Source organism: Streptacidiphilus fuscans, assembly GCF_015690355.1.
Classification (GTDB): Bacteria; Actinomycetota; Actinomycetes; order Streptomycetales; family Streptomycetaceae; genus Streptacidiphilus; species Streptacidiphilus fuscans.
This window is the reverse complement of sequence record NZ_JADPRT010000006.1, coordinates 140,741-166,372: the sequence shown is the minus strand read 5'-3', so window position 1 is coordinate 166,372 and position 25,632 is coordinate 140,741. Positions and strand designations below refer to the sequence as shown.

The following is a 25,632-nucleotide window of genomic DNA, read 5'->3' as shown; positions in this document are numbered from 1 at the left end:
CGGTCCGGCGTCGGTGACGGTGTCAGCGTTGGTGTTGCTCTCGGTGTTGCTCTTGGTTGCGCGGTCGGTCAGGGGGCGAGCAGGGTCTCGATGCGCGCCGCGAGGTCGAGGACGGCGACGGCGCGCGGATCCCAGCGTGGGCTGGTGGCGCGGTAGAGGGTGCGGGCCAGCAGCACCGCGCCGCTCGGCGCGGGCTCGACGGCGAGGAGGCCGTCGACCTCCCAGGTGTGGCGCGCGTCCGTACCGGCCCTGGTGCTCGCCACCGCCCTCGCCCGGGTGGCCAGGTCGGCATCCGCGTTCAGGCGCGCGGCGGCCGTCGGATCACCGGCGAAGCGTTGCGGGCCGGCCGCCCCGCCGCCGGTCAGCGCCACCTGGGTGGCGACCTTGGCGTGCAGCGGCACCGCGTACAGCAGGGAGCCCAGCCCGAGCGTCCGGCCGCGCAGGGTACGGCCGCGCAGCAGCGCGGCACGCAGTTCGAACGGACGGGGGCGGGCGGCGTCGACGTACAGGTAGGCGTCGGTGGGCGCCGGCATCCCGCTGTACCGCTCGCGCGGCGGCAGCAGGCTGCCGGCCGGGGAGCCGGTGGTGTCGGCGGGCAGGACGCGGACGTCGGGGGCGCGGTCGAGGCCGAGTTCGCGGGCCAGCGCGCCGCCGAGGTCGGCTGCGGCCTCGTGCGGGGTGGCCGAGCGCCCGGTCCACAGGGCGTGGGGCATGGTCGTTCTTCCTTCGGGCCGACGGGAGCGGGCTGCTGCCTTAGACGAGCGCCTCGGCCTCGGTACGGGCGCGGGCGGCCTCGCCGTCGAGTCCGGCGGCGCTGAGCAGCTCGGCCAGCCGCGCGAGTGCGGCGCGACGCTCCGTCAGAAACCGTCCCGGGCGCTGGTCGCTGAGCGCGCGCCAGCGGTCGGCTGCCGCTCGGGCGTACTCCAGTGACTCGGACGCGTGGCCCTGGGCGGCGAGCTGGTCGCGCCGCTGGTCGTGGGCGCAGGCCTCGCGCAGGAGCGCGTGGGTCGGGTCCTCGGTCGGCGCCGGGGCGGCGGCCTCGGCGCGGGCGACCTTGCGCTTGCGGGTGGCGACGCTGATCGCGCTGACGGCGGTCAGCAGCACGGCCACGATGACGGCGGAGACCAGCTTGTGCATGAGCTCGTCCACGGCGACCCCCCTGGGTTCGGTACGTTCGGTACGGATGTGCAGATCACGGATCACGGATATGGGTGCCGGTCCGGTGGGGTCCGGCACCCTTCGCCACCATGGTCGGCTTCCGGCCGGGGGAGCCACGGCGGTCGCCTGTGGTATACGGCCGCCGCGCTCGTTCTGCGCTCGTTCCGCGCTCGTTCCGCACTCAGGCCAGGGGGTTGGCCAGCGTGCCCGCGAACTGCAGTGCGCCAGAAGGGTCGGCGAGGTCCACCATCTGCTGGTTGTCCCGCAGTTGCAGCCGGTTCAGGCAGGACAGCGGGAAGCGTTCGGCGAACAGGTCGTGCCGGGCGAACCGTTCGGCCAGTTGCGGGTGGGCCGCCTGGTAGTCGCGGATGACCTGCGCGACCGTGGCCCAGAAGGCGCGCTGGTCGAGCGCGCCGCAGGCGTGCAGCTCGGCGGAGAGGAAGCGCAGGAAGCAGTCGAAGACGTCGGTCTGCACCGACAGCGCCCACAGCTCCTGCGGGACCTCGGCGCGGATCCGCTCCACCTGCGCGGGCAGCGGGAGGTCCCGGTCGAGGACGGCGATCTCCTCGGCTATGTCCTTGAAGAAGACGCGCAGCGGTGTGCCGTGGTCGTCCAGGACCAGGATGACGTTCTCGCCGTGCGGCATGAATGTCAGCCCGTACCTGAACAGGCAGTGCACCACCGGAACCAGATACGCCGTCAGATACCGGCGCAGCCACTCCTCGGCCGGCAGGCCGGAGTCGGTGACGAGCGCCGCGGCGACGGGCGCGCCGTCGCGGTCGGTGTGCAGCAACGCGGCCATGGTGACCGCGCGTTCGCCCTCGCGCAGCAGCGCGAAGGGGTTCTCGCGCCAGAGCGCGGCCAGCATCTTCTGCTGCGGCGTGCCCTTCGGGTAGCGGGGATGGCGGTAGCCGACGGCCGCGTGCTCGCGGAGGATCGAGAAGTCGCAGGCGGTCAGCGTCGGATCGGCGCTGACCAGGTCGGCCAGCCAGTCGTTGATCGCGGGCGTGTGCTCCATGTAGTCGGCCGAAAGGCCGCGGACGAAGCCCATGTTGAGCACCGACAGCGCCGTCTTGACGTAGGGCTTGCCGGGGACGGTGGTGTTGAAGAAGGTGCGGATCGACTGCTGCGGCAGATGGCTCTCGCGGCCCTCGCCGAGCAGCACGATCCGGCCCGCCGCGATCTCGTCGGCGTAGGTGACGGCGATCCGGTTGTGCCACTGCCAGGGGTGGACGGGGATCAGTACATGGTCGTCCAGGCCGTTGGGTGTCCCAAGCGTCCCAAGCGTCAGGTCGGCCAGGTCGGCGGGGTCCACGCCGCTCCCGGTGGCGACGACGGCGTGGTCGGGGTGGACGGCGACCCAGAGCAGGCGGACCGGTGCGCCGACCTCGGGCGCGTAGCGCAGGTACTCGGCGGCGTCGAAGCCCAACCGGCCGTTGTTGGCGACGAAGCACGGATGCCCCTCGGTCATGCCCGCCTCGGCGGTCTGCAGGTCGGCCGTCGCCAGCTCGGCGGCGGGGACGGGCGGGAGTGAGAGCTTGTAGGCGGATGAGGCGAGGGTGCTGGTGATCTCCTCCAGGTAGAGCGGCAGCACGGCGTCGCTCAGGCCCAGGCTGCGGCGCAGCTCCCGCACCAGCTCGGCCGCGTCCAGGGGCAGGACGGCGCCGTCGGCGGTCCGGACGCGGGTCATCGAGTCGGGGTCGATCCGCCAGTGGTCCAGCGTCAGCAGCTCGGCACGGAAGCGGTAGGCCACCGTGTCGTCGTCGCTGCCGACCCCGTACCAGTCGCCCCCCTCGGGGAGCAGGACCGGACTGATCAGGCGCTCGTGCGCGAACTCGGCCAGCGCCTTGCGGACCAGCCGCCGGTTGGCCGCCGCCCACAGCTCCGGCGTGAGGTGGGCGAGCGGGTCGCGGTCACCGGTCGCGGCGTGGAACTGCTCACGGGTGCAGGTGCTGAGCAGCGCGCGCTTGCCGGAGTGCGGCAGCGTGACCGCGCGCACCGGGCGGAAGCCGACGGCGGCGTTGAGCGCGTGGACGGCGCGGTTGCGCAGGTCCGGCTCGACCACGACGCGCCGCACCGCCGGGTCGGCGAAGAGCCACCGCAGCACCGCCGTCATGGCGGCGCGGGTGAAGCCGGGGACGGGTGTGTCCGTCGGAGCGGTGAGGAAGTGCATGCCGACGTCGCCCGGCAGGACACGGTGCACGTCGGCGAGCTCGCTCAACGCGACATCGTAACGCTCCGTCAGGACAGCAGACTGACCGTGGAACAGGCCGATCCAGGCATCCAACGAGCGGTACTCGCGGGCGACATCGGCCACGCTCGCCCCCTGCATCAGCCAGAAGGCCGCCTTGGGGTCGGTGACCCAGCCGTGCAGCAGCGCGGCGTCGGCGTCCGGATCGACGGGACGGAAGGTGAAGTCGTCGGGGTGGGCCTGATCGGGACGGGCCTCGACACGGGCGTTGCGGGCGTTGCGGTTCATGCGGCGGAGAACTCCTGGAAGGCGATGCGGCGCTCGATCGGGTAGACCTCGCGCCCGGTCAGCGAGCGGATGATGCTGGAGTTGCGGTACGCGCCCATGCCGAGGTCGGGGTCGGCGAGGCCGTGGGTGTGCAGCGCGGCGTTCTGGACGAAGATCTCGCCTCGGTCGCCCGTGTCCACCGACCAGTCGCGGCGCACCGCGAGGCGGCCCTGCCCGTCGCGCGCGATCCGGTCGGCGATGCCGGACAGGAACGGCGGCTCCTGGTAGCGGTATCCGGTCGCCAGCACCAGCCCTTCGGTCGCGATGCGGTGCACGACGTCCTGTTCGTGCTGATGGAGCGTCAGCTCGTAGCGCTGCTCTGCCTTGTCCCAACGGGCGTCCGTCAGCTCGGTGTTGGTCAGCAACCGGGTCGGGACGGGGCCGTCGAGGCTCTTGGCGTAGAGGAGTTCGTGCAGGGCGTTGACGGTGTCGGCGCTGATGCCCTTGTAGAGGCCCTTCTGCGTGGCGGAGAGGGTGTCCCGGACCGGTGCGGGGAGCGCGTGGAAGTAGTCGACGTACTCCGGCGAGGTCAGCTCCAGCGTGAGCTTGGTGTACTCCAGCGGGAAGAAGCGCGGCGAGCGGGTGGCCCAGGTCAACCGGTAGTCGTGGCGGTCGATGTCGGCCAGTAGGTCCTGGTAGATCTCCGCCGCGCTCTGGCCGCTGCCGACGACGGTGATGCTGCGGCACCGGCGCAGCTCGGCGGCGTGGTCGAGGTAGCGGGAGCTGTGCACGGCCGGACCGTCCAACCCGTCCAGCGCCGCGGGCAGGTGCGGCGGGGTGCCGGTGCCGAGCACCAGCCGACGGGCGTGGAAGGCCTCGCCGTCGGCGCACTCGACGCGGTAGCGCTCGCGCTCCGGCTCGTGGGTGATCGCGGTGACGTCGCGCCCGAACCGGAGGGTGTCGAGCCGGGAGGCGGCCCAGCGGCAGTAGTCCACGTACTCGCGGCGCAGCGGGAAGAAGTTCTCGCGGATGTAGAAGGAGTAGAGCCGCCCGGTCTGCTTGAGGTAGTTGAGGAAGGAGAACGGGGAGCCCGGGTCGGCGAGGGTGACCAGGTCGGCCAGGAAGGGGGTCTGCAGGCTCGCCTGTTCCAGCAGCATGCCGGGGTGCCAGTCGAACTCCGGCCTGCGCTCCAGGAAGACGCCGTCGAGATCGGGCACCGGATCGGTGAGGCAGGCCAGGCCCAGGTTGAACGGGCCGAGGCCGACGGCGACGAAGTCGTGGGTGTGCGTGTGGTCGTCCATGGGTGACTCCGGTTCGGGCGGATGGTTCAGGCGGGCGGTTCGGGCCAGCCGGTTGGGGCCGGTGTTTCAGGCGGCCTGGGCCGCGAGGTCGAGGTAGGCCTCGGCGTGGGCCGCGATCAGGTCCAGGACGGCGGCGAGGTCGGCCGTCGTGGTCTCCGGGTTGAGCAGGGTGAACTTGAGGTGGTGCCGACCGTCCACGACCGTTCCGGCGACCATGGCCGCGCCGCTCGCGGCCAGCGCGTCACGGGCGTGCAGGTTGGCGGCGTCGAGCAGGTCCTGCTGACGTGCCCGGTGCTGGCGTGGAGCCCAGCGGAAGACGAGTGTGCTGAGCTGCGGCCGGACCACGACCTCGAAGCGGTCGTCGGCGGTCAGCAGCTCCCATCCGTCGGCGGCCAGGTCCACCACGGTGTCGAAGAGTTCGCCGATGGCGTCCGCGCCGAGGGTGCGCAGGCTGAGCCAGAGCTTGAGGGCGTCGAAGCGCCGGGTGGTCTGCAGGCTCTTGTCGACCTGGTTGGGGATCCGCCGTTCCGTCATGCGCTTCGGGTTGAGGTAGTCGGCGTGGTAGGTGGCGTGCCGCAGCACCGACCGGTCGCGGACCAGCAGGGCGCTGCAACTCACCGGCTGGAAGAAGGACTTGTGGAAGTCGACGGTGACCGAGTCGGCGCGCTCGACGCCGTCGAGCAGGGCGCGGCGGGTCGGCGAGACGAGCAGGCCGCAGCCGTAGGCGGCGTCCACGTGCAGCCACACGTCGTGGCGGGCGCAGAGGTCGGCGATCTCCGGAAGCGGGTCGATGCTGCCGAAGTCGGTGGTCCCGGCGGTCGCGACGACCGCCACCGGCACCTCCCCAGCACGGCGGCACTGCTCCAACGCCCGTTCCAGCGCGGCCGGTTGCATCCGGCGCTCGGCGTCGCAGGGGACGGACACCACCGCATCCGGTCCGAGGCCGAGGAGCGTGGCGGCCTTGGTGACGCTGAAGTGCGCGCAGGACGAGGCGAGGACGCGCAGCCGCGGAAGCAGGGAGAGGTCGCCGCCGCAGGCCTCCTGACGGGCCATCAGCAAAGCCTGGAGGTTGGACTGGGTGCCCCCGCTGGTGAAGACGCCGTCCGCGTCCGGTCCTAGGCCGATCCGGCGGGCGGTCCAGTCGATCAGATGCTGCTCGATCACCGTGCCGCCCGCGCTCTGGTCCCAGGTGTCCAGCGAGGAGTTGACCGCCGCCAGCACGGTCTCGCCGAGCAGTGCGGGCAGCAGGACCGGGCAGTTGAGGTGGGCCAGGTAGCGCGGGTGGTGGAACCAGACCGCGTCACGGAGGTAGAGCCGCTCCAGCTCGTCGAGCGCGGTGTCCGGGTCGGGGAGCGGGACGTCCAGGTCGATCCCGGCGAACTCGGCCGCCAGGGCGTCGGGGCTGATGCCGGTGAACGGACCCGCGCTCTGCGCCCGCACCACGCGGGCGGCGACGCGGCGCGCGCCGTGGTGGACGAGGTCGGCGTACGCGTCGGCGGAGGCGGCGTGCAGGAGTTGGGTCCGCGCGTGCTGCGGGATGGCCATGGGTCTCCTCTAATTCTGATGAATAGTCAGATCAGTGGCGGGAGGTCTGCGGTGGTATCGCGACGGCTTCGGCGACCAGCTGCTCCTCGGTCGCGCCGAGCCGCCAGTAGCCGGTGAAGGTGACCGCCGCGCGGGGGAGGCCGCGGTCGCGGACCAGATGGCGGCGGAGGGCCCGGACGCTCCCCGCCTCGCCCGCGATCCAGGCGTACGGTGCGTCGCCCGGCAGCGGGCAGTCGGCGAGCGCCTCGGGAAGCTCGCCGGGTGCAGTCCAGTGCACCTGGGCGTCCGCGCTGCCGCAGGGCAGAGCGCGGTGGTCCGCGCGGTCGGGGACCTCGACGAAGGCGCGGACGGGCAGGGCCGGGTCCAGCGTTTCGAGGATGGCGGCGATGGCCGGGAGCGCCGTCAGGTCACCGGCCAGCAGGACCGCGTCGGTTCTCGGCGGCGGGCGGAAGTCGACGCCCGCGTTGTCCGGGTCGGTCGGGCCCAGCGCGAGCACGCGGTCCCCAGGCCGTGCCGAGGCGGCCCAGCGCGCGGCGGGGCCGGTGCCGCCGTGGACGGCGAAGTCGACGTCGAGCGTGCCGGGTTGCTGAGCGCTGACGGTGTAGCTGCGCATGATGCCGCGCTGCGCCGGGTCCAGTTCACGCCAGGCGGTGAACCACTCGCTGCCCGCCCAGGTGGGGACCAGCGGCTCGGCCTCGCCAGGCTGCGGCAGGAAGAGCTTGAACCGCTGGTCCCGGCCGCCCGAGCGGAAGCCGTCGAGCTGCGGACCGGTGAGGGTGATCCGCACCGCCGACGCGCCGAGCGGCACGGCGCGCAGCACCCGCAGCCGGAAGAAGTCCCAACCGGAGGCCGCCATCAGGCCACCCGCTTCGCGCGGTCGAGTGCCGCGGCGAGCTGCTCGATCAGCGGCGCGCAGCCCGCGTAGGAGAACCGCACCTCGCTGAGCCAGGGGATGACCTGACCCGCCTTGACGGCCGGGAGTTGCTGCCAGGTCGGCTTGGCGGCGAGGTCCTTCGGCTGCAGCGCGGAGCTGCGGCTGTCCAGCAGGATCAGGTCGGCCGCGTACCGGTCGGCGTTCTCCCAGCTCAGCGGCTCGAAGAAGCCGCCCTGGACCTTGGCCGGGGTGACCAGCTCGACGCCCAGGCTGCGGTAGTAGCTGAGGTCGGGATAGACGCCCGGATCCGAGACGTAGAGCAGGTCGGCGCTGGCGGACGCGGCCATCACCCGCAACCCGCGCTTGGCCTTGCCTGCCTGACGGACCGTCTCCACGGCCTGCTGGAACCGCTGCTTGGCGGCGACCACGGCGCTCGCGGTGAGGTCCGCCCCCAGCAGGCCCGCCAACTGCTCGTGGCGGCTGAGTGGTTCGGGCAGCTGGATCTTGGCGATGGTGATCCCGGCGGTGGGGGCCAGCGCGGCGATCGTGGTCTTGCTCGCGTCCGGGACGTACCAGAGCTGCTTGGGCACCCACATGTCGGTGACCAGCAGTTGCGGGCGCAGCGCGGCGTACTTCTCCAGGTCGAACTCGCCCCAGGCGTTGCCGAGAACCGTCACCTTGGCGAGGTCGAGGTTTCCGGCCATCGGATCGGGCCTGCCGTCGGCGAGCCTGGTCGGGCCGAAGACGCCGACGATCCGGTCGGTCACCCCGAAGTCGTGGAGTGCGGCGGCGGTGCCGGTGTAGGCGACGACGCGGCTCGGGCGCGCGGGGAGCGCGACGCGTGTGCCCCGGTCGTCGGTGAACGTCCACGAGCCGGCCGAGCCGCCGGAGCTTCCGGAACTTCCGGAGTTTCCGTCGCTTCCAACGGACTGCGGGGAGGGGCCGCCGGAGCCGCAGGCGGCCAGGAGAGCGCCGAGTCCGGCGACGCCGCCGGCGGCGAGCAGGGAGCGGCGGGATGGGTGAAGTGGCATGGCAGTCCTGGTGGTTCGAGGTTTCAGGGAGGGGCGGGGAGAGCCCCTTGCCAAGGTCAACTTAGGGTAGCCTAACCTAAGTTTCCTTCGGCTCTGCCGCCGCCCTTGAGGAGGACCTCGATGACCATGGCCCCGTCGGCTCCGTCGGCCCTGACACCCGCCACGGCTGACCCGCCCTCATCGCCCGTGCCGCGTCTCACCCGGGCACTGCTCGCCGCGGCGGTGCTGGCGGCCGTGATGGTCCTCTCGCTGGCGCTCGGGGCGCGGGCGCTCTCCCCGCAGGCGGTCTGGCAGGGCCTCACCGATCCCGCCTCGCCCGCGTACGACGTCGTCCACGGCCTGCGGCTGCCGCGCACTCTGCTCGGGCTGCTGGCGGGCGCGGCGCTCGGGACGGCCGGGGGAGTGATGCGCGCGCTGACCCGGAATCCGTTGGCCGACCCGGGACTGCTCGGCATCAACGCCGGTGCCTCGGCGGCCGTCGTCACCGCGTCCGCCGTCCTCGGCCTCGAAGGCTTCGCCGGGGCGGTCTGGTTCGCCTTCGCCGGGGCGGCGGGGGTCGCCGTGCTCGTCTACGCCGTCGGCGGCGGTCGCGCCGCCACCCCCGCCCGACTGGTGCTGTCGGGGACGGCGGTCAACGCCGCGCTCTACTCCTACGTCAGCGCCGTCGAGCTGCTCGACAGCGACGCCTTGGACCGGATGCGGTTCTGGACCGTCGGCTCGCTCGCCTCCGCCGAGCTCGGCACGGTCGCCGCGCTCGCGCCGTTCGTCGTCGCCGGACTGGTGCTCGCGCTGCTGCTGGCCCGTCCGCTCGGCGCGCTCGCCCTCGGCGAGGACACGGCCCGCGCCCTCGGCTCCCGCCTCACCGCGACCCGGGCGGGAGCGGTCGTGTCCGTGACGCTGCTGTGCGGCGCAGCCACGGCGGCGTGCGGGCCGATCGTCTTCGTCGGGCTGCTGACGCCGCATCTGGTCGAGCGGTTCACCGGTCCTGACCCGCGACGGCTGCTGCCCTACTGCGTGGTGGCTGGCCCGTGCCTGCTGCTGGCCGCCGACGTCCTCGGCCGCCTGGTGGCCCGCCCCGGCGAACTCCAGGTCGGTGTGGTGACGGCCGTGGTGGGCGGCCTGCTGCTGCTCAACCTGCTGCGCGCCCGCCGGGGTGACGCATGAGGCGCACCGAGGGCCTGACGCGGCGCGCGCGGACCGTGACCGCGCTGCTCTGCCTGGCCGCTCTCGCCGTCGCCGTGCTGGCGCTGGGCGGCGGGGACGTCCCGATCGGGCCGCTCGACGTGCTGCGCAGCCTTCTCGGCGCGAACGCGACGAGCGATCCGAGCGCACACTTCATCGTCTGGCAGCTGCGCCTGCCGCGCGTGCTGACCGCGCTGCTCGCCGGAGCGGCGTTGGCGCTCTCCGGCGCGGTGTTCCAGTCGCTGGTGCGCAACCCGCTGGGCAGCCCGGACGTACTCGGCTTCACCCAGGGCGCGGCCACCGGTGCGTTGAGCGCGATCGTCCTGTTCGGCGGTGGGGCGCTCGCCGTCCCGTTTGGTGCCGTGGCCGGCACGCTGGTGGCGGGTGGATCGGTGGTGCTGCTCGCCGGGCGGGGGAGGCAGCAGCTCGTCCTGGTCGGCATCGCGGTCGGCGCGATCCTGACCGGCGTCAACGGCTATCTGCTGACGCGTGGTCAGCTGACGGACGCCGCACGGGCGATGCTCTGGCTCACCGGGAGCCTGGACGGTGCGGACTGGAGCGGCGCGGTGCTGCTGCTGGTCGTGCTCGGGCTGCTCGGACCCGTCGTCTGCCTCGGCCACGGCCGCGCGCTGCGGCTGCTGGAACTCGGCGACGACGCCGCCACCGCGCTCGGCGTCCCCGCCGAACGCACGCGACGGACGCTGCTCGTGGCCGCGCTGCTGCTCGCGGCGACAGCGGCTGCCGCCGTCGGCCCTGTGGCCTTCGTCGCGCTGACGGCACCGCAGGTGGCCCGCCGGCTGACCCGCGCGCCCGGTCCCAACCTGCTGTCGTCGACCGCGACGGGCGCGGTGCTGCTGGTGCTCGCGGACTGGGCGGCGCAACGGCTGGTGCCCGGCCACCAACTCCCCGCGGGGGTGGTGACCGGGCTGCTGGGCGGCGGGTACCTGGTCTGGCTGCTGGCGACTCAACGCCGCGCGGCGGCCTGAGCGGGCTCGGTGTTCGACGTCCCCGCCGCTCGGCGCGCACCGTGGCGGGCGGCTGGGACGACGAGCGGGGTGCCGGACTCCGGGTCGGGCACGATCCGGCACTCCACGCCGAAGACCCGCGCCACCAGTTCGGCGGTGAGGACCTCCGCCGGTGCGCCCGCGGCGGCGAGCCGACCCTGTTCCAGCACCACCAGGTGGTCGGCGTACCGGGCAGCCTGCCCCAGGTCGTGCAGGACGGCGACGACGGTCCGGCCGGACTCGCGCTGGAGCCGGGCGACCAGGTCGAGCACCTCCAACTGGTGGCGCAGGTCGAGGAAGGTGGTCGGCTCGTCGAGCAGCAGCAGTTCGGTCTGCTGGGCCAGCGTCAGCGCGATCCAGGCGCGCTGACGCTGGCCGCCGCTGAGCTCGTCCACCAGGCGGTCGCGCAGCTCGGCCGTCCCGGTCTGCGCCAGCGCCTGGTCGACGGCGTCCTGATCGGCGCCGGTCCACGGACTGAAGAGGCCCTGGTGCGGATGGCGGCCGAGCCGGACCAGGCCCTCGACCGTGATCCCGTCCGGCGCCGTGGGCTGCTGCGGCAGCAGGCCCAGGCGGCGGGCCAGCTCGCGCGAGGGCAGTCGGTGCAGGTCCGCGCCGTCCAGCAGCACCGATCCGGCGCTGGGCCGCAGCAGCCGGGCCAGGCCGCGCAGCAGCGTCGACTTGCCGCAACCGTTCGGGCCGATGATCGCGGTCACCGCGCCCTCGGGCAGCCGCAGGTCCAGGTCCGCGACCACCGCTGACGGTGCGTCGGGTCGGCCTGCTCCGGGGCGTGTCGCGGCGGGGCGGCGGCGCGGGCCGCCGTAGTCGAGGCGGAGCGCGCGGGTCTCTAGCATGCAACTAACTTAGGTTAGCCTAACCTAATATTGTCAAGCTGTTCGGTGTCGTCCTGACAGCAGCGAGGCCACGCTGGCGGTCGCGTTGGCCGCCACGATCGCCGCGATGGCGACGCACTCCACCCAGCCGAGCGACTGACCCAGCACCACCAGCCCGACCAGCGCCGCGAACACCGGATTGACGCTCATGAAGAGCCCGAAGAACCGCGTCGGCACCCGGCGCAGCGCGAACAGGTCGGCCAGGAACGGCACCGCGGACGCCAGCACGCCCGCGACCCCCGCCCGCGCCAACGCGCCCCCGGACGCGTGATGGTGGACCAGCACCACCGCACCCACCGGAACGTAGAGCAGCGCCGAGACCAGCGCCGCCGCGGCGGACCCCTGCGCGCCAGGGACGCGTTGCCCGAGCGTCCGGTTGAGCAGGATGTACGAGGCCCAGCACGCCGCCGCGAGCAGCCCCAGCCCGATCCCGAGGTAATCCGTCGACGGCTGCGGACGCGCCAGCACCACCGCCGCCGCACCGGCGACCAGCCCGCAGCCGAGGTCGATCGCGCGCCGCGAACCCGCGAGCGCGACGGCGAGCGGCCCGAGGAACTCCAGCGTCACCGCCAGGCCCAGCCCGATCCGGTCGATCGCCGTGTAGAGCGACAGGTTCATCGTCGCGAACACCACGGCCAGGCCCAGGATCGGCCACCACTGCGCCCGCGTGAACGACCGCAGCTGCGGCCGTCCGGCGGCGACCAGCACGACGGCCGCCACCCACTGCCGCACCGCGACCACCCCCGCCGGCCCGATCGCGGGGAAGGCCGTCGCCGCCACGGCCGCGCCGACCTGGTTGGACAGCGCGCTGCCCAGCATCGTTGCCGTTCCGACCAGTTGACCCGCCTGCGCACTCCCTGCCTGCGCACTCCCCGTTCGCGGGTCGCCGAGCCCCGTCGCCGCCCTGCTCGTCTGCGTCGCCATGTCATCGACCATGCACCCGCTTGATGCATGCACAAAATGCATGGATCGGCCAATTGATACGCTGGACGCATGGATCGAACGGGCGCAGCCGACGGAACCAAGGCAGAACGCGGCGGCAGCCTCGAACTCCGGCACCTGCGCTGCCTGGTGGCCGTCGTCGACGCGGGCGGCTTCACCGACGCGGCGGCCGAACTCGGTCTCTCCCAGGCCGCCGTCTCCCGCACGATCCAGTCCCTGGAACAGGTCCTCGGCGTGCGTCTGCTCCATCGCACCAGCCGATCGGTCACGCCGACCGCCGCCTGCACGCGGGTCCTCGGCCGCGCCCGGCACCTGCTCGCGGAGGCGGACGACCTGCTCGCCGAGGTCGCCACCGGCCACACCCGGCTCCGGATCGGGCACGCCTGGTCGGCGATGGGCCGCCACACCGCCGAGTTCCAACGCCGCTGGGCGCGCGCCCGACCCGACGTCGAACTCCAGCTGGTGCGCAGCAACACCGCCACCGGCGGACTGGACGAGGGGCTCTGCGACCTCGCCGTCATCCGCACCGCCGTCGACGCCCGCCACCACGCCAACGCGCTGGTCGGGCAGGAGCGCCGCTACTGCGCCATGGCCGCCGACGACCCGTGGGCCGCGCGGCGCACGGTGCTGCTGGACGACTTCCGCTCCCGCACCCTCGTCGTGGACCGCCGCACCGGCACCACCACCGCCGACCTGTGGCCCGAGGGCGAGCGCCCCCGGCTGGAGCACACCCGCGACATCGACGACTGGCTCGCCGCCATCGCCACCGGCCGCTGTGTCGGCCTCACCCCGGAGGGCACGGTGGCCCAGTACCGGCGCGACGGCATCGCCTACCGCCGCGTCCGCGACGCGCCGCCGGTCCCGGTCCACCTGATCTGGCGGCGCAGCGACCCGCATCCGGCCACCCACGACGTCGTCGCGCTGCTCGCCGAGCTCTACGCGCGTTAGCGTGTGACGCCGGAGGGTTTCGGGCCGGGACCGACCGGTCAGGATCACCACCATGACGAACGACGCGACGCACGAGGCTGTGGAGTTCTCCGCGGAGGTCAGGGACGCGCTGGAGCGCGGCGCGCCCGTCGTCGCGCTGGAGTCGACGATCATTGCCCACGGCCTGCCCCGGCCGCGCAACCTCGCGCTCGCACACGAGCTGGAGGCGCTGGTCCGCGCCGGGGGAGCGGTCCCCGCGACCGTGGCCGTGCTCGACGGACGCGCCCGGATCGGCCTGGCCAAGGCCGAGTTGGAGCGGATCGCCTTCCAGGACGGCATTCGCAAGCTGGGCGTCCGCGACCTCGCGCCCGCGCTGGCCTTCGGGGAGAGCGGCGCGACGACCGTCTCCGGCACCGCCCACCTCGCCGCGCGCGCGGGCATCCGCGTCTTCGCGACCGGCGGCCTCGGTGGCGTCCACCGCGAGTGGGTCACCGACCAGGACGAGTCCGCCGATCTCGGGCTGCTGGCCCGGACCCCGATCACCGTGGTCTGCGCCGGGGTCAAGTCGATCCTCGACGTCCCCGCGACGCTGCAACGCCTGGAGACGCTGAGCGTCGGCGTCATCGGCTACCGCACCGACCTGTTCCCCGGCTTCTACCTGCGCAGTTCCGGCCTGCCCGTCGACTGGCGCGCCGAGTCGCCGGACCAGGTCGCTGCGGTGATGCGGGCACAGGACGCGGTCGGCACCGCCTCGTCCGCGCTGGTCGTGGCCAACCCGGTCGCGGCGGACGAACAGCTCGACCCAGCCCTCCACGACCGGGTCCTCGCCGAGGCCCTCGACGCGGCCCGCCGAGAGGGCGTCACCGGGCAGGCGGTCACGCCGTTCCTGCTCGCCTACCTCGCCGAGCACACGCACGGCGCGTCGCTGGAAGCCAACCTCGCCGCCGTGCGCGGCAACGTGCGGGTGGCCACGGCGGTGGCCGTCGCGTACGCCTCGGACACTTCGCACGCCTCGTCCGCCTCGGCGGAGCGGTGACGCCGGGTTCGTCGGGTCGGCTGCTGGTCGTGGGCGACCTCGCCACGGACGTCGTCGCCGTCCACGCCGGACGGCTGACCCCCGCCACCGACACCCCGGCCTCGATCGCGCTGCTCCCGGGCGGCTCGGCCGCCAACGTCGCCGCCTGGGCGGCCGATTCGGGCGCGGAGGTCACGCTGCTGGCCCGCGTCGGCCGCGAGTCGGCGGACTGGCACCGCGACGAGCTGCGCCGCGTCGGCGTCACGCCGGAACTCCGCGTCGACGCGGAGCGGCCGACCACCGTCGTCGTCTGCCTGGTCGACGAGCGGGGCGAGCGGACCATGCTCAACGACCGGGGCGCGAGCGCGGCCCTCGGCATCGCCGACTGGGACGACGCCCTGCTCGACGGCACGGCCTGGCTGCACCTCTCCGGCTACCTCCTCTTCGCCGAGCCGGGGCGGGAGTTGGCCCGACTGCTGCTGCGACGCGCTTGGGAGCGCGGGCTCGGCGTCAGCGTCGACCCGGCCTCGGCAGGCGAGTTGGGCCTGCTCGGACCGGCACGCTTTCTGGAACTGGTGGGCGCCGGGACGGATGTGCTGCTGCCCAACCTCGACGAGGCGCGACTGCTCAGCGGCGCCACCGACCCCGAGCGCGCCGCAGTGCTGCTCGCGGAGCGGACGGGAAGCCTGGTCGCGGTGAAACTGGGCCCGCGCGGCGCGCTGCTGGCCGGTCCGGAGGGGCTGTTGGGCCGCGTCCCCGCGCCGATGTTGGAGCGACCCGCCGTCGACACGACGGGTGCGGGTGACGCCTTCGCGGGCGCGCTGCTGGCGGCCCGCCTCGCCGGGACCGACCCCCTCCGCGCCGCCGTCCACGCCTGCGCGGCGGGCGCCCGCGCGGTCCAGCGTCAGGGGGCGCGGCCATCCGGATGATCCCGGTCCGTGGTCGGTGACCTGCGGCCGATCCCGCGGTTGAAGGGAACATGAAGCTCCACGCTGTCGCCGCCGGCGTCCTCATGCTGGCGGGCACCGCCCTCACCCGCACGCCGGACCACCAGACGATCACCCTGGACGCCTACAGCGGCGACTCCTCCGTCAGCGGACACGCCCGACTGCTCGTCACCAGGGACCACGGCGCGTTCCACCTACGGGGTGAGGTCACCAGCGACCACGGCTGCGTCCTCCTCAAGGCGGTCCAGATGCACCTCGGCCTCTACTTCGGCAGCGACATGGTCACCCGCGTCTGCGGCGACGACCACCACATCACCGTCGACTCCCACACCCACCACTCCGACGTGGTCCTCACCGCCGACGTCGGCCCGGGCTACGACAGCCGCATCGTCGCCCTGACGGGCACGGGCGGCTGAGCTCAGCGCGGCCCGCCGCGCAACAGGTGATCCAACGCCCGCCCGAACACGACCCGGCCCACGACGGCGACCACCGGATCGGCGAACCCCGGCACACCGGCCACCCGGATCTCCTCCTCCCAGCGCACCTCCGTCTGCGATGTGCCGCGCACGGACGTGACGCTCAGCTCGGCCCAACCACGAACCAGCCGACCGCGCTTGACGAGCCGACAGAATCCGGACCCCTCCGCGTCTGGCCCCGGCTCCGGCGCGCGCAGCTCCGCGATCTCCATCGGATCGTCGAACCCCACTGACCCGACCCCGGTCCGGGCGACAACGACGTCCCCACACTCCCGCCCGGACCCCCGCGCGACGAACACCCGCGTGAACGGCACCCGGTCACCATGACGTCCCCAGTCCGTGACACGCCGCCAGCACACGCTCGCGGGAACATCCACGGTCCGGGAAAGACTGATTCTGGCCACGCTTGAGGTTAATGCTCCGGGCCTCGACACCGGCGCATGAGTGGGGAGCCTCGCTCAGGATTCGCTCGGTCCCGGGGCGACCCACAGGGGTTGTTCACGCTCCGAGCGCGGCGCGATGCTGAGGTAGTGCCCGTCGAAGCTCGCGATGGCGGGACGGTGCAGCCGGTGCGCCAGCACGACGTTGGCGGCATCGGTCAGGCCGAGTCGCATGCCCTTGTGACGACGCAGGACTTCCTCGGCTTCCACGTACAACCCACGGTCCACGCTCGCGAAGTGGACGATGCCCTGCCCGGCGAGTGCGACCAGTCGGGTCACCGTGTCGACGGCGACTGCTTCGCAGGCCTGGCGGTGCAGGAGGTAGTCCAGCTCGGCCATTACCAGTGGGGAGATCATCAGCACTCGCGGCATGTTCAACGCCTCGACTGCCCGGTCGTGACGCTGATCGCGGTGGTTGAACGCGGCAAGCAGTACGGAGGTGTCCGCGACTGCTGTACGCGGAGCGTCGAGAGTCACTGGCCCATGCCCTGTTGCAGCAGTTCCTCGCTGCGTTCCGAAAGATCGGTCGGTCCCTCGAACACTGCCCACTCAACCGGTTGGTCCGTGGTGGGGAGGACCAACTTCCCCGTGGCGTACTCCAACGCCAGCTCTTCAGGGCTCCGGCCGGCGACCGCTGCGAGGTCGCGGAGTAGTTCTGCGGCCTCGCCGGTCACTGTGACATGAGCCGTGATCGTCGGTGGCTCGGGTGGCGCCTGTGCGTTGTCCATAACAGTCCTCCAATCGCCTGTGCCGTCGACGTCATGGTGCCTGGTCCGAGCGGTGGCGCGCCTGCGAATCCGCGTGGTGTCCCCCGTAGGTGTGAGGATCCGGAGAGAGCCGTCGCGGCCTTCACGTCTGTGGGCGGGGCTGGCAGCGGGGGCACCAGAAAGCTGTGCGGTCCTTGGGTGGGGTGCCGAGGCGGCCGGTGCGGATGGGGCGGCCGCAGCGGCGGCAGGGTTTGTGGGTGCGGCCGTAGACCCAGTTCTGGCGGTCGGGGCGGGGGTCACCCGTCGTCACGTGGGCGTGCTGGAGGCGGTTGACGGTGAGCAGGTGGTGGGCGAGGCGGACGACGCGGTCAAGCTCGGCGACGTCCGCGACCGGGGTCCACGGGGAGACGCCCGCCATGAAGCACAGCTCGTTGGCGTAGACGTTGCCGATCCCGGCCAGGTTGCGCTGGTCGAGCAGCGCCTCGGCGAAGCCGCGTCGGGGGTCGGCGGTCAGTCGGCGGACGGCCTCGGCGGGGTCCCAGTCGGGGCCGAGCAGGTCGGGGCCCAGGTGGCCGACGATGCGCGGTTCGGCGGCGGTCGGGAGGAGTTCGACGATGCCGAGGCGGTAGCCGACCGCCGTGCTCGTCGCGTTGCCCAGGACCGCGCGGATCTGCGAGGATGCGCCGCCGTGCCAGGGCGCGCCGGTGGGGAAGACCCGCCAGCGGCCCTCCATGCGCAGGTGCGTGTGCAGGGTGAGGCCGCCCTCGATCCGGCTCAGCAGGTGTTTGCCGCGCGGGGTCACGTCCAGCACCTGGCGGCCGGTCAGGTCGGCGGTGGCATGGGCCGGGACGCGTAGGTCGGAGACGGTCAGCGACTGCCCGGCCAGCGCGTCGTGCAGCTGCTTGGCCGCCAGGAAGACCGAATCGCCCTCGGGCACCTCGCGCTCCTCCCGTCCCGCGTCATGCGTGCCGTCTCACACCCTGCTGGGGCGACCATCCTCGCACGGGGCACTGACGCCGCCGCTGCCACGAGCGACCTTGACGGCCTCGACGACCAGCGGCAGTTGCAGCGGCAGCCGAGCCCAGGCACCGGCACTGAGCGGCAGCGGCCGTTCCCGCCAGTCGACCGCCATCTGCACGTTCGCGGGCAGCACGGCGACGAAGAGCCCGGCCGCGAGCCGACCACCCAGCCGACGGTGACGGGGCGAGGCCAGGGCCGCCGCGACGGCGAGTTCGGCCACCCCGCTGGCGTACGTCCACGCGCGGGCGGGGCCGGGCAGGGCGCGCGGGACCATCGCGTCGAAGGGCTTGGGGGAGAGGAAGTGCAGGGCCCCTGCAGTGGCGAGCAACCCGGCGAGCCGTCGGGCCGAGCGGTCGGATGCTGCGGGTCGGGCGCATGCGGCGGATCGCTCGGGTGTCGTCGTCGCGTACACGGATGCCTCGCAGCGGTCGGTGAGCCCTCGTTACCGGTCGGTAGCAGAGCTTAGCCGTTGCCGCCGTGACGTCGTCAGGTGTCGGTGGGCTCGGTCGGGGCCGGGGCCGGGGCCGGGGCCGGAGGCGCGGCGGCGAGCTTCTTGCCCGCGCGGCGGAGTTGCAGGATCCGGGCCGTGCCCGGGATGGCGACCAGCAGCACGCCGCAGACCGCCGCCAGAAGCAGCGCCACGCCGAGCGGCAGGTGGCCGTGGGCGCCGAGGAAGGAGACGTCGACCCGGGCGCTGTTCTCCAGGATGAAGATCAGCAGGAGCACCAGCACCAGGGCCGCGACGATGGTGGCCACCCAGGCCGAGCTCAGCCGGGTGCGGCGCAGGTGCCGGTGGGGGTCGTGGTCCTGCTGCGCGCCCGACAGTGCGGTGTCGGGCGCGGGCGCGGACGCGGGGGTGTCTTTCCTGGCCATGTCGCTCCTCCGCCCGGTCGTGTTCTCCGTGTCGGGCTCATACCCGGGAAGGAGCGGTTGACCGTTCGGCCGGGCCTGTTCCTCCAGTCAGCTCAACCAGACGGCCCAACCAGGCAGGCTCAACCAGGAGGCTCAGCGCGGTCGGCCGACCCGGAGGCCCTCCGGCTCGGCGCCCGGGTGGGCGAGGACGGTGACCCGGTCCGCGTCCGCGGGCCCGAGCGCAACCCAGAAGACGTCCGCGACGACGCGAACCTCCGCCGCGGCCGACTCCCGGCCGAAGCGGACCTCCGGCACCCCGTCCTCGGCCGCGAGCAGGCCCCAGGCCAGCACCGGCTCGGCGGGCTCGCCGCGGACGGCGCCGCGCAGCACCTCGGGCGCGAGCGCGCCCTCGACCATCACGTCGAGCAGCCTGTCGCCGTGGTAGATCTCCAGCGCCTGGCGTCCCCGCGAGGAGTGCGCGGGCCGGACCCACCAGGCGGCGTCGGGGACCAGCCGGTCCTCGACGGTGGTTCCGCCCGCGAACATGTGCAGTTCTGCCATGGGTCGTGCTCCGATCACTCGCAGGTGGACCTGGACCCTACGGGGCCACTTTGTGGAAACCCTGTGGTGGCCCTGCCTGATTCCAGGGAGTCAGGAACGGGTCGTGGCCGCGTCGTCCTGTCCGGCGGCAGCCGCAGAGCCGCCGGACGCGTCCGCCTCGGGACCAGGACCGGAACCGGTGCCGGAGCCCGGACGGCCCGCCGTCGCGGACGCCGCCTGGTGCTTGCCGCGCAGCATCGACGCACCCGCCGCGACCAGGGCCATCAGCGCCGCCGCGCCGAAGACCGTGACCAGCCCGTGGTGGAACGGGTCGGAGACCAGCTCCGGGAAGAACCTGTTGCCGGTCAGGGTCTGGACCGCGTGCGCGGGCAGCGTGTTCAGCACGCCGCTCGGGCCGAGCAGGTGGCCGATCGGGTTGTTGCCGAGGAAGGTGGCGAACAGCGTCGCCACCGGCGGCAGCGAGGCGACCTGGTGCGCGGTCGCCGCCGGGACGCCCTGGGCCTGAAGGCCGCTGCTCAGCGTGTGCGGCAGCGTGCCGGACAGGCCCACGACCATCAGCGAGAAGAACAGGCCGATGGAGAGCGCGGTCCCGGAGTTCTGGAACGTGGACCGCATGCCCGACGCCACGCCGCGCTGGCCCGGCGGGACGCTGCCCATGATCGACGACGTGTTGGGCGCGGAGAACATCCCCTGCCCCAGCCCGCTGACGAAGAGCAGCCCGGCGAACGCGGGGTAGGAGAAGTCGACCGGCAGCAGCACCAGGCCGATGAACGACCCGGCGACCAGCAGCAGACCCGTGGTCGCAAAGAGCCGCGCGCCGTAACGGTCGGACAGGTAGCCGGACGCCGGGCCGCCGATCAGGAAGCCGACTGTCAGCGGGAGCATGAAGATGCCCGCCCACAGCGGCGTCCGCTCGAAGCTGTAGCCGTGCAGCGGCAGCCAGATGCCCTGGAGCCAGACGATCAGCATGAACTGCATGCCGCCGCGCGCGATGGCGATGAGCAGCGCCGCGATGTTCCCCGCCGCGAAGGCGCGGATGCGGAAGAGGCTCAGCTGGAACATCGGGTCGGCGACCTTGGTCTCGGCGATGCAGAACCCCACCAGCAGCAGCACGCCGCCGCCGAGCCCGGCCAGCACCCACGGGTTGGTCCAGCCCGTGGAGTGGCCGCCGTAGGGCTGGATCCCGTAGGTGACCCCGGCCAGCAGCACGGCGGCCCCGGCGGTGAAGGTGATGTTGCCGACCCAGTCGATCCGCCCCGGCTTGCGGGTGCCGACCTCGCGCAGGCTCCGGTACGACCAGAACGTGCCCACCACGCCGATCGGGACGCTGACCCAGAACACCGCACGCCAGTCGATCGCCGCGAGCACGCCGCCCGCCAGCAGACCCAGGAACATGCCCGCCAGGGCGGTGATCTGGTTGATGCCCAGCGCCATGCCGCGCTGCCGGGACGGGAAGGCGTCGGTGAGGATCGCGGCCGAGTTGGCGGTCAGCATCGAGCCGCCGACCGCCTGGACGATGCGGAAGCCGATCAACCAGAGCGCGCCTCCGCCGCCGCGCAGGGGATCGAGCGAGAGCGCGAGCGACGCCAGCGAGAAGACGACGAAGCCGATGTTGTACATCCGGACCCGGCCGAACATGTCGCCGAGCCGACCCAGCGCCACCACCAGCACGGCGGAGACCAGGGTGTAGCCGAGGATCATCCAGAGCAGGTAGCCGATGTTGCCGGGGGAGAGCGGGTCCAGGCCGATGCCGCGGAAGATCGCGGGCAGCGAGATGATCACGATGGAGCTGTCCACCGTCGCGATCAGCACGCCGAGCGTGGTGTTGGACAGCGCGACCCACTTGTAGCGGTCGCTCCGCACCACGGTCGCGCCAGCGGGCGACTGGCCGGACGGGGCCGTGCCGGACGGGGCGTTGTCGGAGGGACCCTTCTCGGAAGGAGCCTTCCCGGACGAGGGCTGGTCGGGTATCACAGCTGCTCCGCGAGTCGTTCCAGCAGGGGGATGGCGTCGAGCAGCTGTTCCTGCTCGGCCGGGGTGAGGGCGGCGTCGACCGCCTCGGCCAGCCGCCGGAGCGACGCCGAGCGGCGGTCGGACAGGAACCGCAGGCCGTCCGGGGTGAGGGAGATCTGCATGCGTCGGCCGTCGCTGGCGTCCTGTGCACGGGCGACCAGCCCGCGGTCGACAAGCCCGGCCAGCGTGGTGGCCATCGCCTGCGGGCGGACCCGCTCGCACGCGGCCAGTGCGCTCGGCGACATCGGGCCGTCCCGGTCCAGCCGGGCGAGCACGGACACCTCGGACAGCGTCTGGTCGCCGACGGCGTGCGCCTGCCGCAGCGACCGCGCGATCCGGCCCACGGCAAGCCGCAGTCCGGCTGCGAGCTCGGGCGCGTGCTCGGGCGCGTGCTCGGGGGATGGGGTAGCTTCCACGAATACTTACACTAGCTTAATCAATCAGTTGTAACTACCCCCCGAGGCCCCTCCCGAGCAAGGAGGTCAGTGATCGGTGTGGGTGGGGTGCGCCTCGGCGAGGATGCGGCCGGCGAGCGCGCCGCCGTAGATCGTGTAGCCGAAGCCGATCATCCAGGACTGGAAGATCAGCACCGTGCCGACCGTCCCGTACGAGACCGCGTTCGAGACCAGCAGCGGGGCGAAGACGAAACGGGAGAAGACCCGGAGCCCGGCCAGGGCCACCATGGTCGACACCGCCCCCGGCAGCAGGCGGCCCCAGCTCACCCGGGAGCCGAGCAGCAGCCACTGCAACCACCAGAACATGACCAGGCCACCGAAGATCGTCGCCACCACGTGCAGCGTCGGCTGCAGCACGGTCCTCTGCCACGGCACGCCGCTCCAGGCGGCGATCAGGATGTAGCCGATCAGCCCGGCCAGCCCCACGGCCTGCCGCCAGGTGGTGTGCCAGGGGCCGCGCGGCAGCTTCCAGATCCGCTCGAAGGCGGTCTGCATGGAGGCCAGCAGCGAGAGGCCGAAGACCGCGAGTGCGGCGAGGCCGAAGGCGGTGGTGGTGCTGAGCGTCTGCTTGCGCGAGGCGAAGAGCATCCGGACGGCGTGCGCGCCCGAGCCGGAGAGGCCGAGACCGTCGGTGATCCACTGGGTGATGCCGTTGCCACGGGACGCGGACGCCGCGGAGATGACCACCAGCAGCGGCACCAGCGTGACGAAGAAGAGCGCGGCGAAGGCCATGGAGCGTTGCAGGATCTCCACCTCCCGGCCCTCCTCCCAGAGCCGGTGCAGGAAGTGCGCAGCCGCGTGCCTCACGATCACAGGATCGCTCCAGGCCGCGCACTCCGCCAGAAAGCGGCGCGCTCCGGTGTGGCGCACGTCGGGCGGCGGATGCGCGTGTATGCGGTGAGGCGGATGCCGTGGGGGTGTCCGGAAACGCCGGTGCCCCCGGCCCCGCCGCGGAAGCGGTCGGAGCGGGGGCACCCAGTTGCGCGGTGGCTCAGCCGTTGTTGACGCAGCCGTTGCCGAACGCCGGGTTCAGGGCGCCGATCACGTTGACGGTGTTGCCGCAGGCGTTGACCGGGATGTGGACCGGAACCTGGACCAGGTTGCCGGAGATGAAGCCGGGGGAGTTGGAGGCGTCCCCGTTGGCGGTGCTGCTGGCGGAGGCCACGCCCGCGCCCGCGGCGACGATGCCGGCGGCGGCGACGACGGTGACCAGGAGCCCGCGCTTGGTGCTACGCATGAAACTGTCCCTTCAGGAACTGTCGGTGGATCAGAAGATCCGTGGATCACGTCTGTTGTCGACCCGACCAGCGAGTCGACGTACACCGCACCAACGCCGGTGGGGGCCCGGGGGGATCGCCCGAGCGCGACGTTTCACCCTCTCGGCTGAACGACGTCACCGCGCTGACGGCCGCCGACGCCCGAGCGGACCAGTCCCGCCAATCAGGACGCGTGGTCGTGGCTCATGAGAAGCTCGCCTCTGGCCCTCCACGTGCCAGGACGGCCGTTCGAGCCGTCGGAGGAGCCGTCATGACCGAGTCGCAGCAGCCGGGTTCGGGCGGCGTGCGCGAGCTGCTGCGGAGTGCGGCGGACCGCCTCTTCCCGCCGGACGGCAACCGCTTCGGGGCGCTGCCGGTGCTGCTGGTCGTGCTGACCTTCGTCACGGGGGTGGTGGACGCGGTCAGCTACCTCGGGCTCGGTCGGGTCTTCGTCGCCAACATGACTGGAAACGTGGTCTTCCTCGGCTTCTCCCTGGCCGGTGCGCCGGACCTGTCGGTCTGGGCCTCCCTGCTCGCCATCGGCGCGTTCGCGGCGGGCGCGTGGCTGGTCGGCCGCTTCTCCGGCCTCCGCGAGGCCGCCGGCGCGGGTTCCGACTCGCGCTCCGGCGCGGGTTCCGGCGCGGCGACGGTCCCGCTGTTCCGGACGGTCGTCGGCGTCCAGTCGCTGCTGGTGGCGGCGGCGATCGTCGTCGCGGCCACGGCGGGACACACCTCGGTCGGCGCGAAGGTCGGGCTGATCGCCCTGCTCGGCTGCGGCATGGGCATGCAGAACGCGGTGGTCCGCAGGCTCGCCGTCCCGGACCTGACGACCACCGTCCTGACCCTCACCCTCACCGGTCTCGCCACCGACAAACCCGCCCACGCGTCCCTCCGCAGGGTTCTGTCGGTCACGGCGATGCTGTGCGGCGCGCTGTGCGGCGGAGGGGTGTTCCTGCACGTCGGCGCGGCCTGGGCGTTGACGATCGCACTGGTGTTGCTTGTCGCTGTCGCGATGACAGCGGAAGCTTGACCCCAACGTCAGGGGCGCAGTTGCACTACCTCAGGGGCGCGGGGAGCTGCGCGGCCAACCACCCTGTGTGGATGGCCCTGCGCGTTAGGTGCTTTACGTCCCAGGGTGGCTTGTCGCGCAGTTCCCCGCGCCCCTGAGGTAGTGCAACTACCTGCGGGAGCGACAGCACCACCTGGTCGCGCCCACGCGGCGGAGCCGCACATCAGCAGAGCCCCGGGCCCCTAGGTAGTGCAACGACCGAAGTCAGCTCATCAACGCCTGCGTTGCGAGGCACGAGACCAGCAACACCACGCCCCCCAGCAGCGCGATCAGCGCGTACGCCCGCCGCTGGTCCTTCCCCCCGCCGGACGCGGACGCGGCGGCGCGGGGCCGCGAGGTGCCGTACGTCGTGGCGGGGGACGGAGCCGCAGCCGCCGGCCGCGAGGCCCCCTGCGGGGCGCCGAAGTCCTGGTTGCGGGAGCCGGCCGCGACCGTGTTGACCATCGGGGCGGCGACGGTCAGCGGCTGGCCGCCCAGCACGCGCTCGATGTCGGCGCGCATCTCGTCGGCGGTCTGGTAGCGGGCCTCGCGGTCCTTGGTCAGCGCCTTCAGCACGATGGCGTCGATCTCCGGCCGGATCTGCGGGTCGAACGTCGACGGCGGCAGCGGCTGGTCCTGGACGTGCTGGTAGGCGACCGAGATCGGGGAGTCGCCGATGAACGGCGGGCGCAGGGCCAGCAGTTCGTAGAGGAGGCAACCGGTGGAGTAGAGGTCGGTGCGGACGTCCACCTGCTCGCCGCGTGCCTGCTCGGGGGAGAGGTACTGGGCGGTGCCGATGACGGCGGAGGTCGCCGTCATGGTCATTCCGGCGTCACCCATGGCACGGGCGATGCCGAAGTCCATCACCTTGACCTGGCCCGTGCGGGTCAGCATCACGTTGGCCGGTTTCATGTCGCGGTGGATGATGCCGCTGCGGTGCGAGTACGCCAGCGCCTGGAGGATGCCGACGGTCATCTCCAGCGCGCGCTCGGGCAGCAGGCGGCGACCGCTCTGGGCCAGCTTGAGCAGGGTGGAGCCCTCGACGTACTCCATCACGATGAACGGGATCGACGCGCCGTTGAACTGGTCCTCGTCCGTGTCGTAGACGGCGACGATGGCCGGGTGGTTGAGGCTCGCCGTGGACTGCGCCTCGCGGCGGAAGCGGGCCAGGCCGGTCTCGTCGTGAGCCATGTCCGCGCGCAGGGTCTTGACGGCGACGGTCCGGTCGAGCCGGACGTCATGGGCGATGTACACCTCGGCCATGCCGCCTCGTCCGAGGAGGCCGCCCAGCTCGTACCGTCCGCCCAGACGACGCCGTTCTTCCATGCTTCAGCCCTCTCCAACCGCTGCCGACCCGGACGTCGCGTCAGCGTGCGTCGACCGTGCGGCGATCACGCTACAGGGTGAATGCCGTGGTAACGGAACCGTGACCGGCAGGACGGACGCGATCCGGCCTGCTGTGACAGTGATCACACCCATATCGGGCCGAAGCTGTGAAAAGGCTCTGTGCCGACTGCCGCTGAACGTCCC

General features: G+C 72.8%; 27 protein-coding genes and 2 pseudogenes. 7 read left to right on the top strand and 22 right to left on the bottom strand.

Translation table 11 applies throughout. The features are described 5' to 3' along the window. Positions 1-68: 68 nt before the first annotated feature. From I2501_RS16600 to I2501_RS16570, 8 genes and pseudogenes are all read right to left on the bottom strand, one after another. Positions 69-713: a hypothetical protein gene (locus I2501_RS16600; protein WP_196194821.1), complete on the bottom strand. Its 645-nt coding sequence runs from the start codon at positions 711-713 to the stop codon at positions 69-71. A gap of 40 nt (positions 714-753) precedes the next feature. Then, positions 754-1,149 (bottom strand): hypothetical protein, encoded by a 396-nt coding sequence (locus I2501_RS16595; RefSeq protein ID WP_196194820.1) that lies wholly within the window; start codon positions 1,147-1,149, stop codon positions 754-756. Positions 1,150-1,339: 190 nt separating this feature from the next. Beyond that, complete coding sequence (locus I2501_RS16590; RefSeq protein ID WP_236046560.1) at positions 1,340-3,118, bottom strand: IucA/IucC family protein; 1,779 nt, start codon at positions 3,116-3,118, stop codon at positions 1,340-1,342. Positions 3,119-3,154: 36 nt separating this feature from the next. After that, positions 3,155-3,637, bottom strand: a pseudogene (locus tag I2501_RS39390) (GNAT family N-acetyltransferase); the annotation flags it as partial. After that, a complete protein-coding gene (locus I2501_RS16585) occupies positions 3,634-4,917 on the bottom strand; it encodes a lysine N(6)-hydroxylase/L-ornithine N(5)-oxygenase family protein (protein WP_196194818.1) in 1,284 nt (427 codons plus the stop codon). The gene I2501_RS16585 and the pseudogene I2501_RS39390, both read right to left, overlap by 4 nt. Positions 4,918-4,983: 66 nt before the next feature. Continuing rightward, positions 4,984-6,462: a pyridoxal phosphate-dependent decarboxylase family protein gene (locus I2501_RS16580; protein WP_196194817.1), complete on the bottom strand. Its 1,479-nt coding sequence runs from the start codon at positions 6,460-6,462 to the stop codon at positions 4,984-4,986. Positions 6,463-6,493: 31 nt separating this feature from the next. Further along, positions 6,494-7,318, bottom strand: coding sequence for a siderophore-interacting protein (locus tag I2501_RS16575; protein ID WP_196194816.1), 825 nt, complete (start codon positions 7,316-7,318; stop codon positions 6,494-6,496). Continuing rightward, on the bottom strand, positions 7,318-8,367 hold the full coding sequence (locus I2501_RS16570; RefSeq protein WP_196194815.1) for an ABC transporter substrate-binding protein: 1,050 nt from the start codon (positions 8,365-8,367) through the stop codon (positions 7,318-7,320). The genes I2501_RS16575 and I2501_RS16570 overlap by 1 nt, the downstream gene beginning before the upstream one ends. A 126-nt stretch (positions 8,368-8,493) precedes the next feature. On the opposite strand from I2501_RS16570, the gene I2501_RS16565 reads away from it, so the two are divergent. Then, on the top strand, positions 8,494-9,531 hold the full coding sequence (locus I2501_RS16565; RefSeq protein ID WP_215909720.1) for a FecCD family ABC transporter permease: 1,038 nt from the start codon (positions 8,494-8,496) through the stop codon (positions 9,529-9,531). After that, positions 9,528-10,535, top strand: a complete 1,008-nt coding sequence (locus tag I2501_RS16560; RefSeq protein WP_196194813.1) for a FecCD family ABC transporter permease — start codon at positions 9,528-9,530, stop codon at positions 10,533-10,535. The genes I2501_RS16565 and I2501_RS16560 overlap by 4 nt, the downstream gene beginning before the upstream one ends. On the opposite strand, the gene I2501_RS16555 is transcribed toward I2501_RS16560, so the two are convergent. Next, positions 10,514-11,404, bottom strand: coding sequence for an ABC transporter ATP-binding protein (locus I2501_RS16555; RefSeq protein ID WP_196194812.1), 891 nt, complete (start codon positions 11,402-11,404; stop codon positions 10,514-10,516). The genes I2501_RS16560 and I2501_RS16555 overlap by 22 nt on opposite strands. A gap of 33 nt (positions 11,405-11,437) precedes the next feature. Next, a complete protein-coding gene (locus I2501_RS16550; protein WP_215909693.1) occupies positions 11,438-12,367 on the bottom strand; it encodes an EamA family transporter in 930 nt (309 codons plus the stop codon). 69 nt (positions 12,368-12,436) lie between these two features. Between I2501_RS16550 and I2501_RS16545 the strand changes: the two genes are divergently transcribed. The 4 genes from I2501_RS16545 to I2501_RS16530 are packed head-to-tail and all read left to right on the top strand — an operon-like array spanning position 12,437 to position 15,690. Continuing rightward, a complete protein-coding gene (locus I2501_RS16545; RefSeq protein ID WP_196194810.1) occupies positions 12,437-13,333 on the top strand; it encodes a LysR family transcriptional regulator in 897 nt (298 codons plus the stop codon). Positions 13,334-13,385: 52 nt separating this feature from the next. Then, positions 13,386-14,348: a pseudouridine-5'-phosphate glycosidase gene (locus I2501_RS16540; protein WP_196194809.1), complete on the top strand. Its 963-nt coding sequence runs from the start codon at positions 13,386-13,388 to the stop codon at positions 14,346-14,348. Then, a complete protein-coding gene (locus tag I2501_RS16535; RefSeq protein ID WP_196194808.1) occupies positions 14,345-15,256 on the top strand; it encodes a carbohydrate kinase family protein in 912 nt (303 codons plus the stop codon). The genes I2501_RS16540 and I2501_RS16535 overlap by 4 nt, the downstream gene beginning before the upstream one ends. A 50-nt stretch (positions 15,257-15,306) precedes the next feature. Continuing rightward, positions 15,307-15,690, top strand: coding sequence for a hypothetical protein (locus I2501_RS16530; RefSeq protein ID WP_196194807.1), 384 nt, complete (start codon positions 15,307-15,309; stop codon positions 15,688-15,690). Positions 15,691-15,692: 2 nt separating this feature from the next. Here I2501_RS16530 and I2501_RS16525 read toward each other — a convergent pair whose 3' ends face one another. The 11 genes from I2501_RS16525 to I2501_RS16475 form a co-directional block, all read right to left on the bottom strand. After that, entirely contained in the window at positions 15,693-15,980 is a 288-nt protein-coding gene (locus I2501_RS16525) for a hypothetical protein (RefSeq protein ID WP_328806403.1), read from the bottom strand. Positions 15,981-16,208: 228 nt separating this feature from the next. Further along, positions 16,209-16,667, bottom strand: a complete 459-nt coding sequence (locus I2501_RS16520) for a type II toxin-antitoxin system VapC family toxin (protein WP_196194805.1) — start codon at positions 16,665-16,667, stop codon at positions 16,209-16,211. Beyond that, positions 16,664-16,918, bottom strand: a complete 255-nt coding sequence (locus tag I2501_RS16515; RefSeq protein WP_196194804.1) for a hypothetical protein — start codon at positions 16,916-16,918, stop codon at positions 16,664-16,666. The genes I2501_RS16520 and I2501_RS16515 overlap by 4 nt, the downstream gene beginning before the upstream one ends. A gap of 121 nt (positions 16,919-17,039) precedes the next feature. Continuing rightward, positions 17,040-17,834, bottom strand: a complete 795-nt coding sequence (locus tag I2501_RS16510) for an Fpg/Nei family DNA glycosylase (protein ID WP_196194803.1) — start codon at positions 17,832-17,834, stop codon at positions 17,040-17,042. 36 nt (positions 17,835-17,870) lie between these two features. Next, entirely contained in the window at positions 17,871-18,245 is a 375-nt protein-coding gene (locus I2501_RS16505; protein ID WP_196194802.1) for a DoxX family protein, read from the bottom strand. Between the two features lie 158 nt (positions 18,246-18,403). After that, the gene (locus I2501_RS16500) at positions 18,404-18,790 is read right to left on the bottom strand and encodes a LapA family protein (RefSeq protein WP_196194801.1); all 387 of its coding nucleotides are present in this window, start codon (positions 18,788-18,790) and stop codon (positions 18,404-18,406) included. 132 nt (positions 18,791-18,922) lie between these two features. Further along, entirely contained in the window at positions 18,923-19,330 is a 408-nt protein-coding gene (locus tag I2501_RS16495) for a hypothetical protein (protein ID WP_196194800.1), read from the bottom strand. A gap of 90 nt (positions 19,331-19,420) precedes the next feature. Beyond that, a complete protein-coding gene (locus tag I2501_RS16490) occupies positions 19,421-21,196 on the bottom strand; it encodes an MFS transporter (protein WP_328806430.1) in 1,776 nt (591 codons plus the stop codon). A 104-nt stretch (positions 21,197-21,300) separates the two neighbouring features. Beyond that, on the bottom strand, positions 21,301-21,759 hold the full coding sequence (locus I2501_RS16485) for a MarR family winged helix-turn-helix transcriptional regulator (RefSeq protein WP_196194799.1): 459 nt from the start codon (positions 21,757-21,759) through the stop codon (positions 21,301-21,303). 66 nt (positions 21,760-21,825) lie between these two features. Beyond that, complete coding sequence (locus tag I2501_RS16480; RefSeq protein WP_328806402.1) at positions 21,826-22,605, bottom strand: YhjD/YihY/BrkB family envelope integrity protein; 780 nt, start codon at positions 22,603-22,605, stop codon at positions 21,826-21,828. Between the two features lie 184 nt (positions 22,606-22,789). Next, positions 22,790-23,035: a chaplin gene (locus tag I2501_RS16475; protein WP_196194798.1), complete on the bottom strand. Its 246-nt coding sequence runs from the start codon at positions 23,033-23,035 to the stop codon at positions 22,790-22,792. A gap of 290 nt (positions 23,036-23,325) precedes the next feature. Between I2501_RS16475 and I2501_RS16470 the strand changes: the two genes are divergently transcribed. Further along, complete coding sequence (locus I2501_RS16470) at positions 23,326-24,084, top strand: YoaK family protein (RefSeq protein ID WP_215909692.1); 759 nt, start codon at positions 23,326-23,328, stop codon at positions 24,082-24,084. 276 nt (positions 24,085-24,360) lie between these two features. On the opposite strand, the pseudogene pknB reads toward I2501_RS16470, so the two are convergent. After that, positions 24,361-25,428, bottom strand: a pseudogene (gene pknB, locus I2501_RS16465) (Stk1 family PASTA domain-containing Ser/Thr kinase); the annotation flags it as partial. Positions 25,429-25,632 lie beyond the last annotated feature (204 nt).

Bases quoted from the DNA above. Each gene is read 5' to 3' on its own strand.
- I2501_RS16470 (WP_215909692.1), top strand. From the start codon at position 23,326: ATGACCGAGTCGCAGCAGCCGGGTTCGGGCGGCGTGCGCGAGCTGCTG.
- I2501_RS16540 (WP_196194809.1), top strand. From the start codon at position 13,386: ATGACGAACGACGCGACGCACGAGGCTGTGGAGTTCTCCGCGGAGGTC.
- I2501_RS16565 (WP_215909720.1), top strand. From the start codon at position 8,494: ATGGCCCCGTCGGCTCCGTCGGCCCTGACACCCGCCACGGCTGACCCG.
- I2501_RS16575 (WP_196194816.1), bottom strand. From the start codon at position 7,318: ATGGCGGCCTCCGGTTGGGACTTCTTCCGGCTGCGGGTGCTGCGCGCC.
- I2501_RS16570 (WP_196194815.1), bottom strand. From the start codon at position 8,367: ATGCCACTTCACCCATCCCGCCGCTCCCTGCTCGCCGCCGGCGGCGTC.
- I2501_RS16555 (WP_196194812.1), bottom strand. From the start codon at position 11,404: ATGCTAGAGACCCGCGCGCTCCGCCTCGACTACGGCGGCCCGCGCCGC.
- I2501_RS16580 (WP_196194817.1), bottom strand. From the start codon at position 6,462: ATGGCCATCCCGCAGCACGCGCGGACCCAACTCCTGCACGCCGCCTCC.
- I2501_RS16530 (WP_196194807.1), top strand. From the start codon at position 15,307: ATGAAGCTCCACGCTGTCGCCGCCGGCGTCCTCATGCTGGCGGGCACC.
- I2501_RS16515 (WP_196194804.1), bottom strand. From the start codon at position 16,918: ATGGACAACGCACAGGCGCCACCCGAGCCACCGACGATCACGGCTCAT.
- I2501_RS16475 (WP_196194798.1), bottom strand. From the start codon at position 23,035: ATGCGTAGCACCAAGCGCGGGCTCCTGGTCACCGTCGTCGCCGCCGCC.
- I2501_RS16500 (WP_196194801.1), bottom strand. From the start codon at position 18,790: ATGGCCAGGAAAGACACCCCCGCGTCCGCGCCCGCGCCCGACACCGCA.
- I2501_RS16585 (WP_196194818.1), bottom strand. From the start codon at position 4,917: ATGGACGACCACACGCACACCCACGACTTCGTCGCCGTCGGCCTCGGC.
- I2501_RS16545 (WP_196194810.1), top strand. From the start codon at position 12,437: ATGGATCGAACGGGCGCAGCCGACGGAACCAAGGCAGAACGCGGCGGC.
- I2501_RS16550 (WP_215909693.1), bottom strand. From the start codon at position 12,367: ATGGCGACGCAGACGAGCAGGGCGGCGACGGGGCTCGGCGACCCGCGA.
- I2501_RS16600 (WP_196194821.1), bottom strand. From the start codon at position 713: ATGCCCCACGCCCTGTGGACCGGGCGCTCGGCCACCCCGCACGAGGCC.
- I2501_RS16560 (WP_196194813.1), top strand. From the start codon at position 9,528: ATGAGGCGCACCGAGGGCCTGACGCGGCGCGCGCGGACCGTGACCGCG.
- I2501_RS16495 (WP_196194800.1), bottom strand. From the start codon at position 19,330: ATGGCAGAACTGCACATGTTCGCGGGCGGAACCACCGTCGAGGACCGG.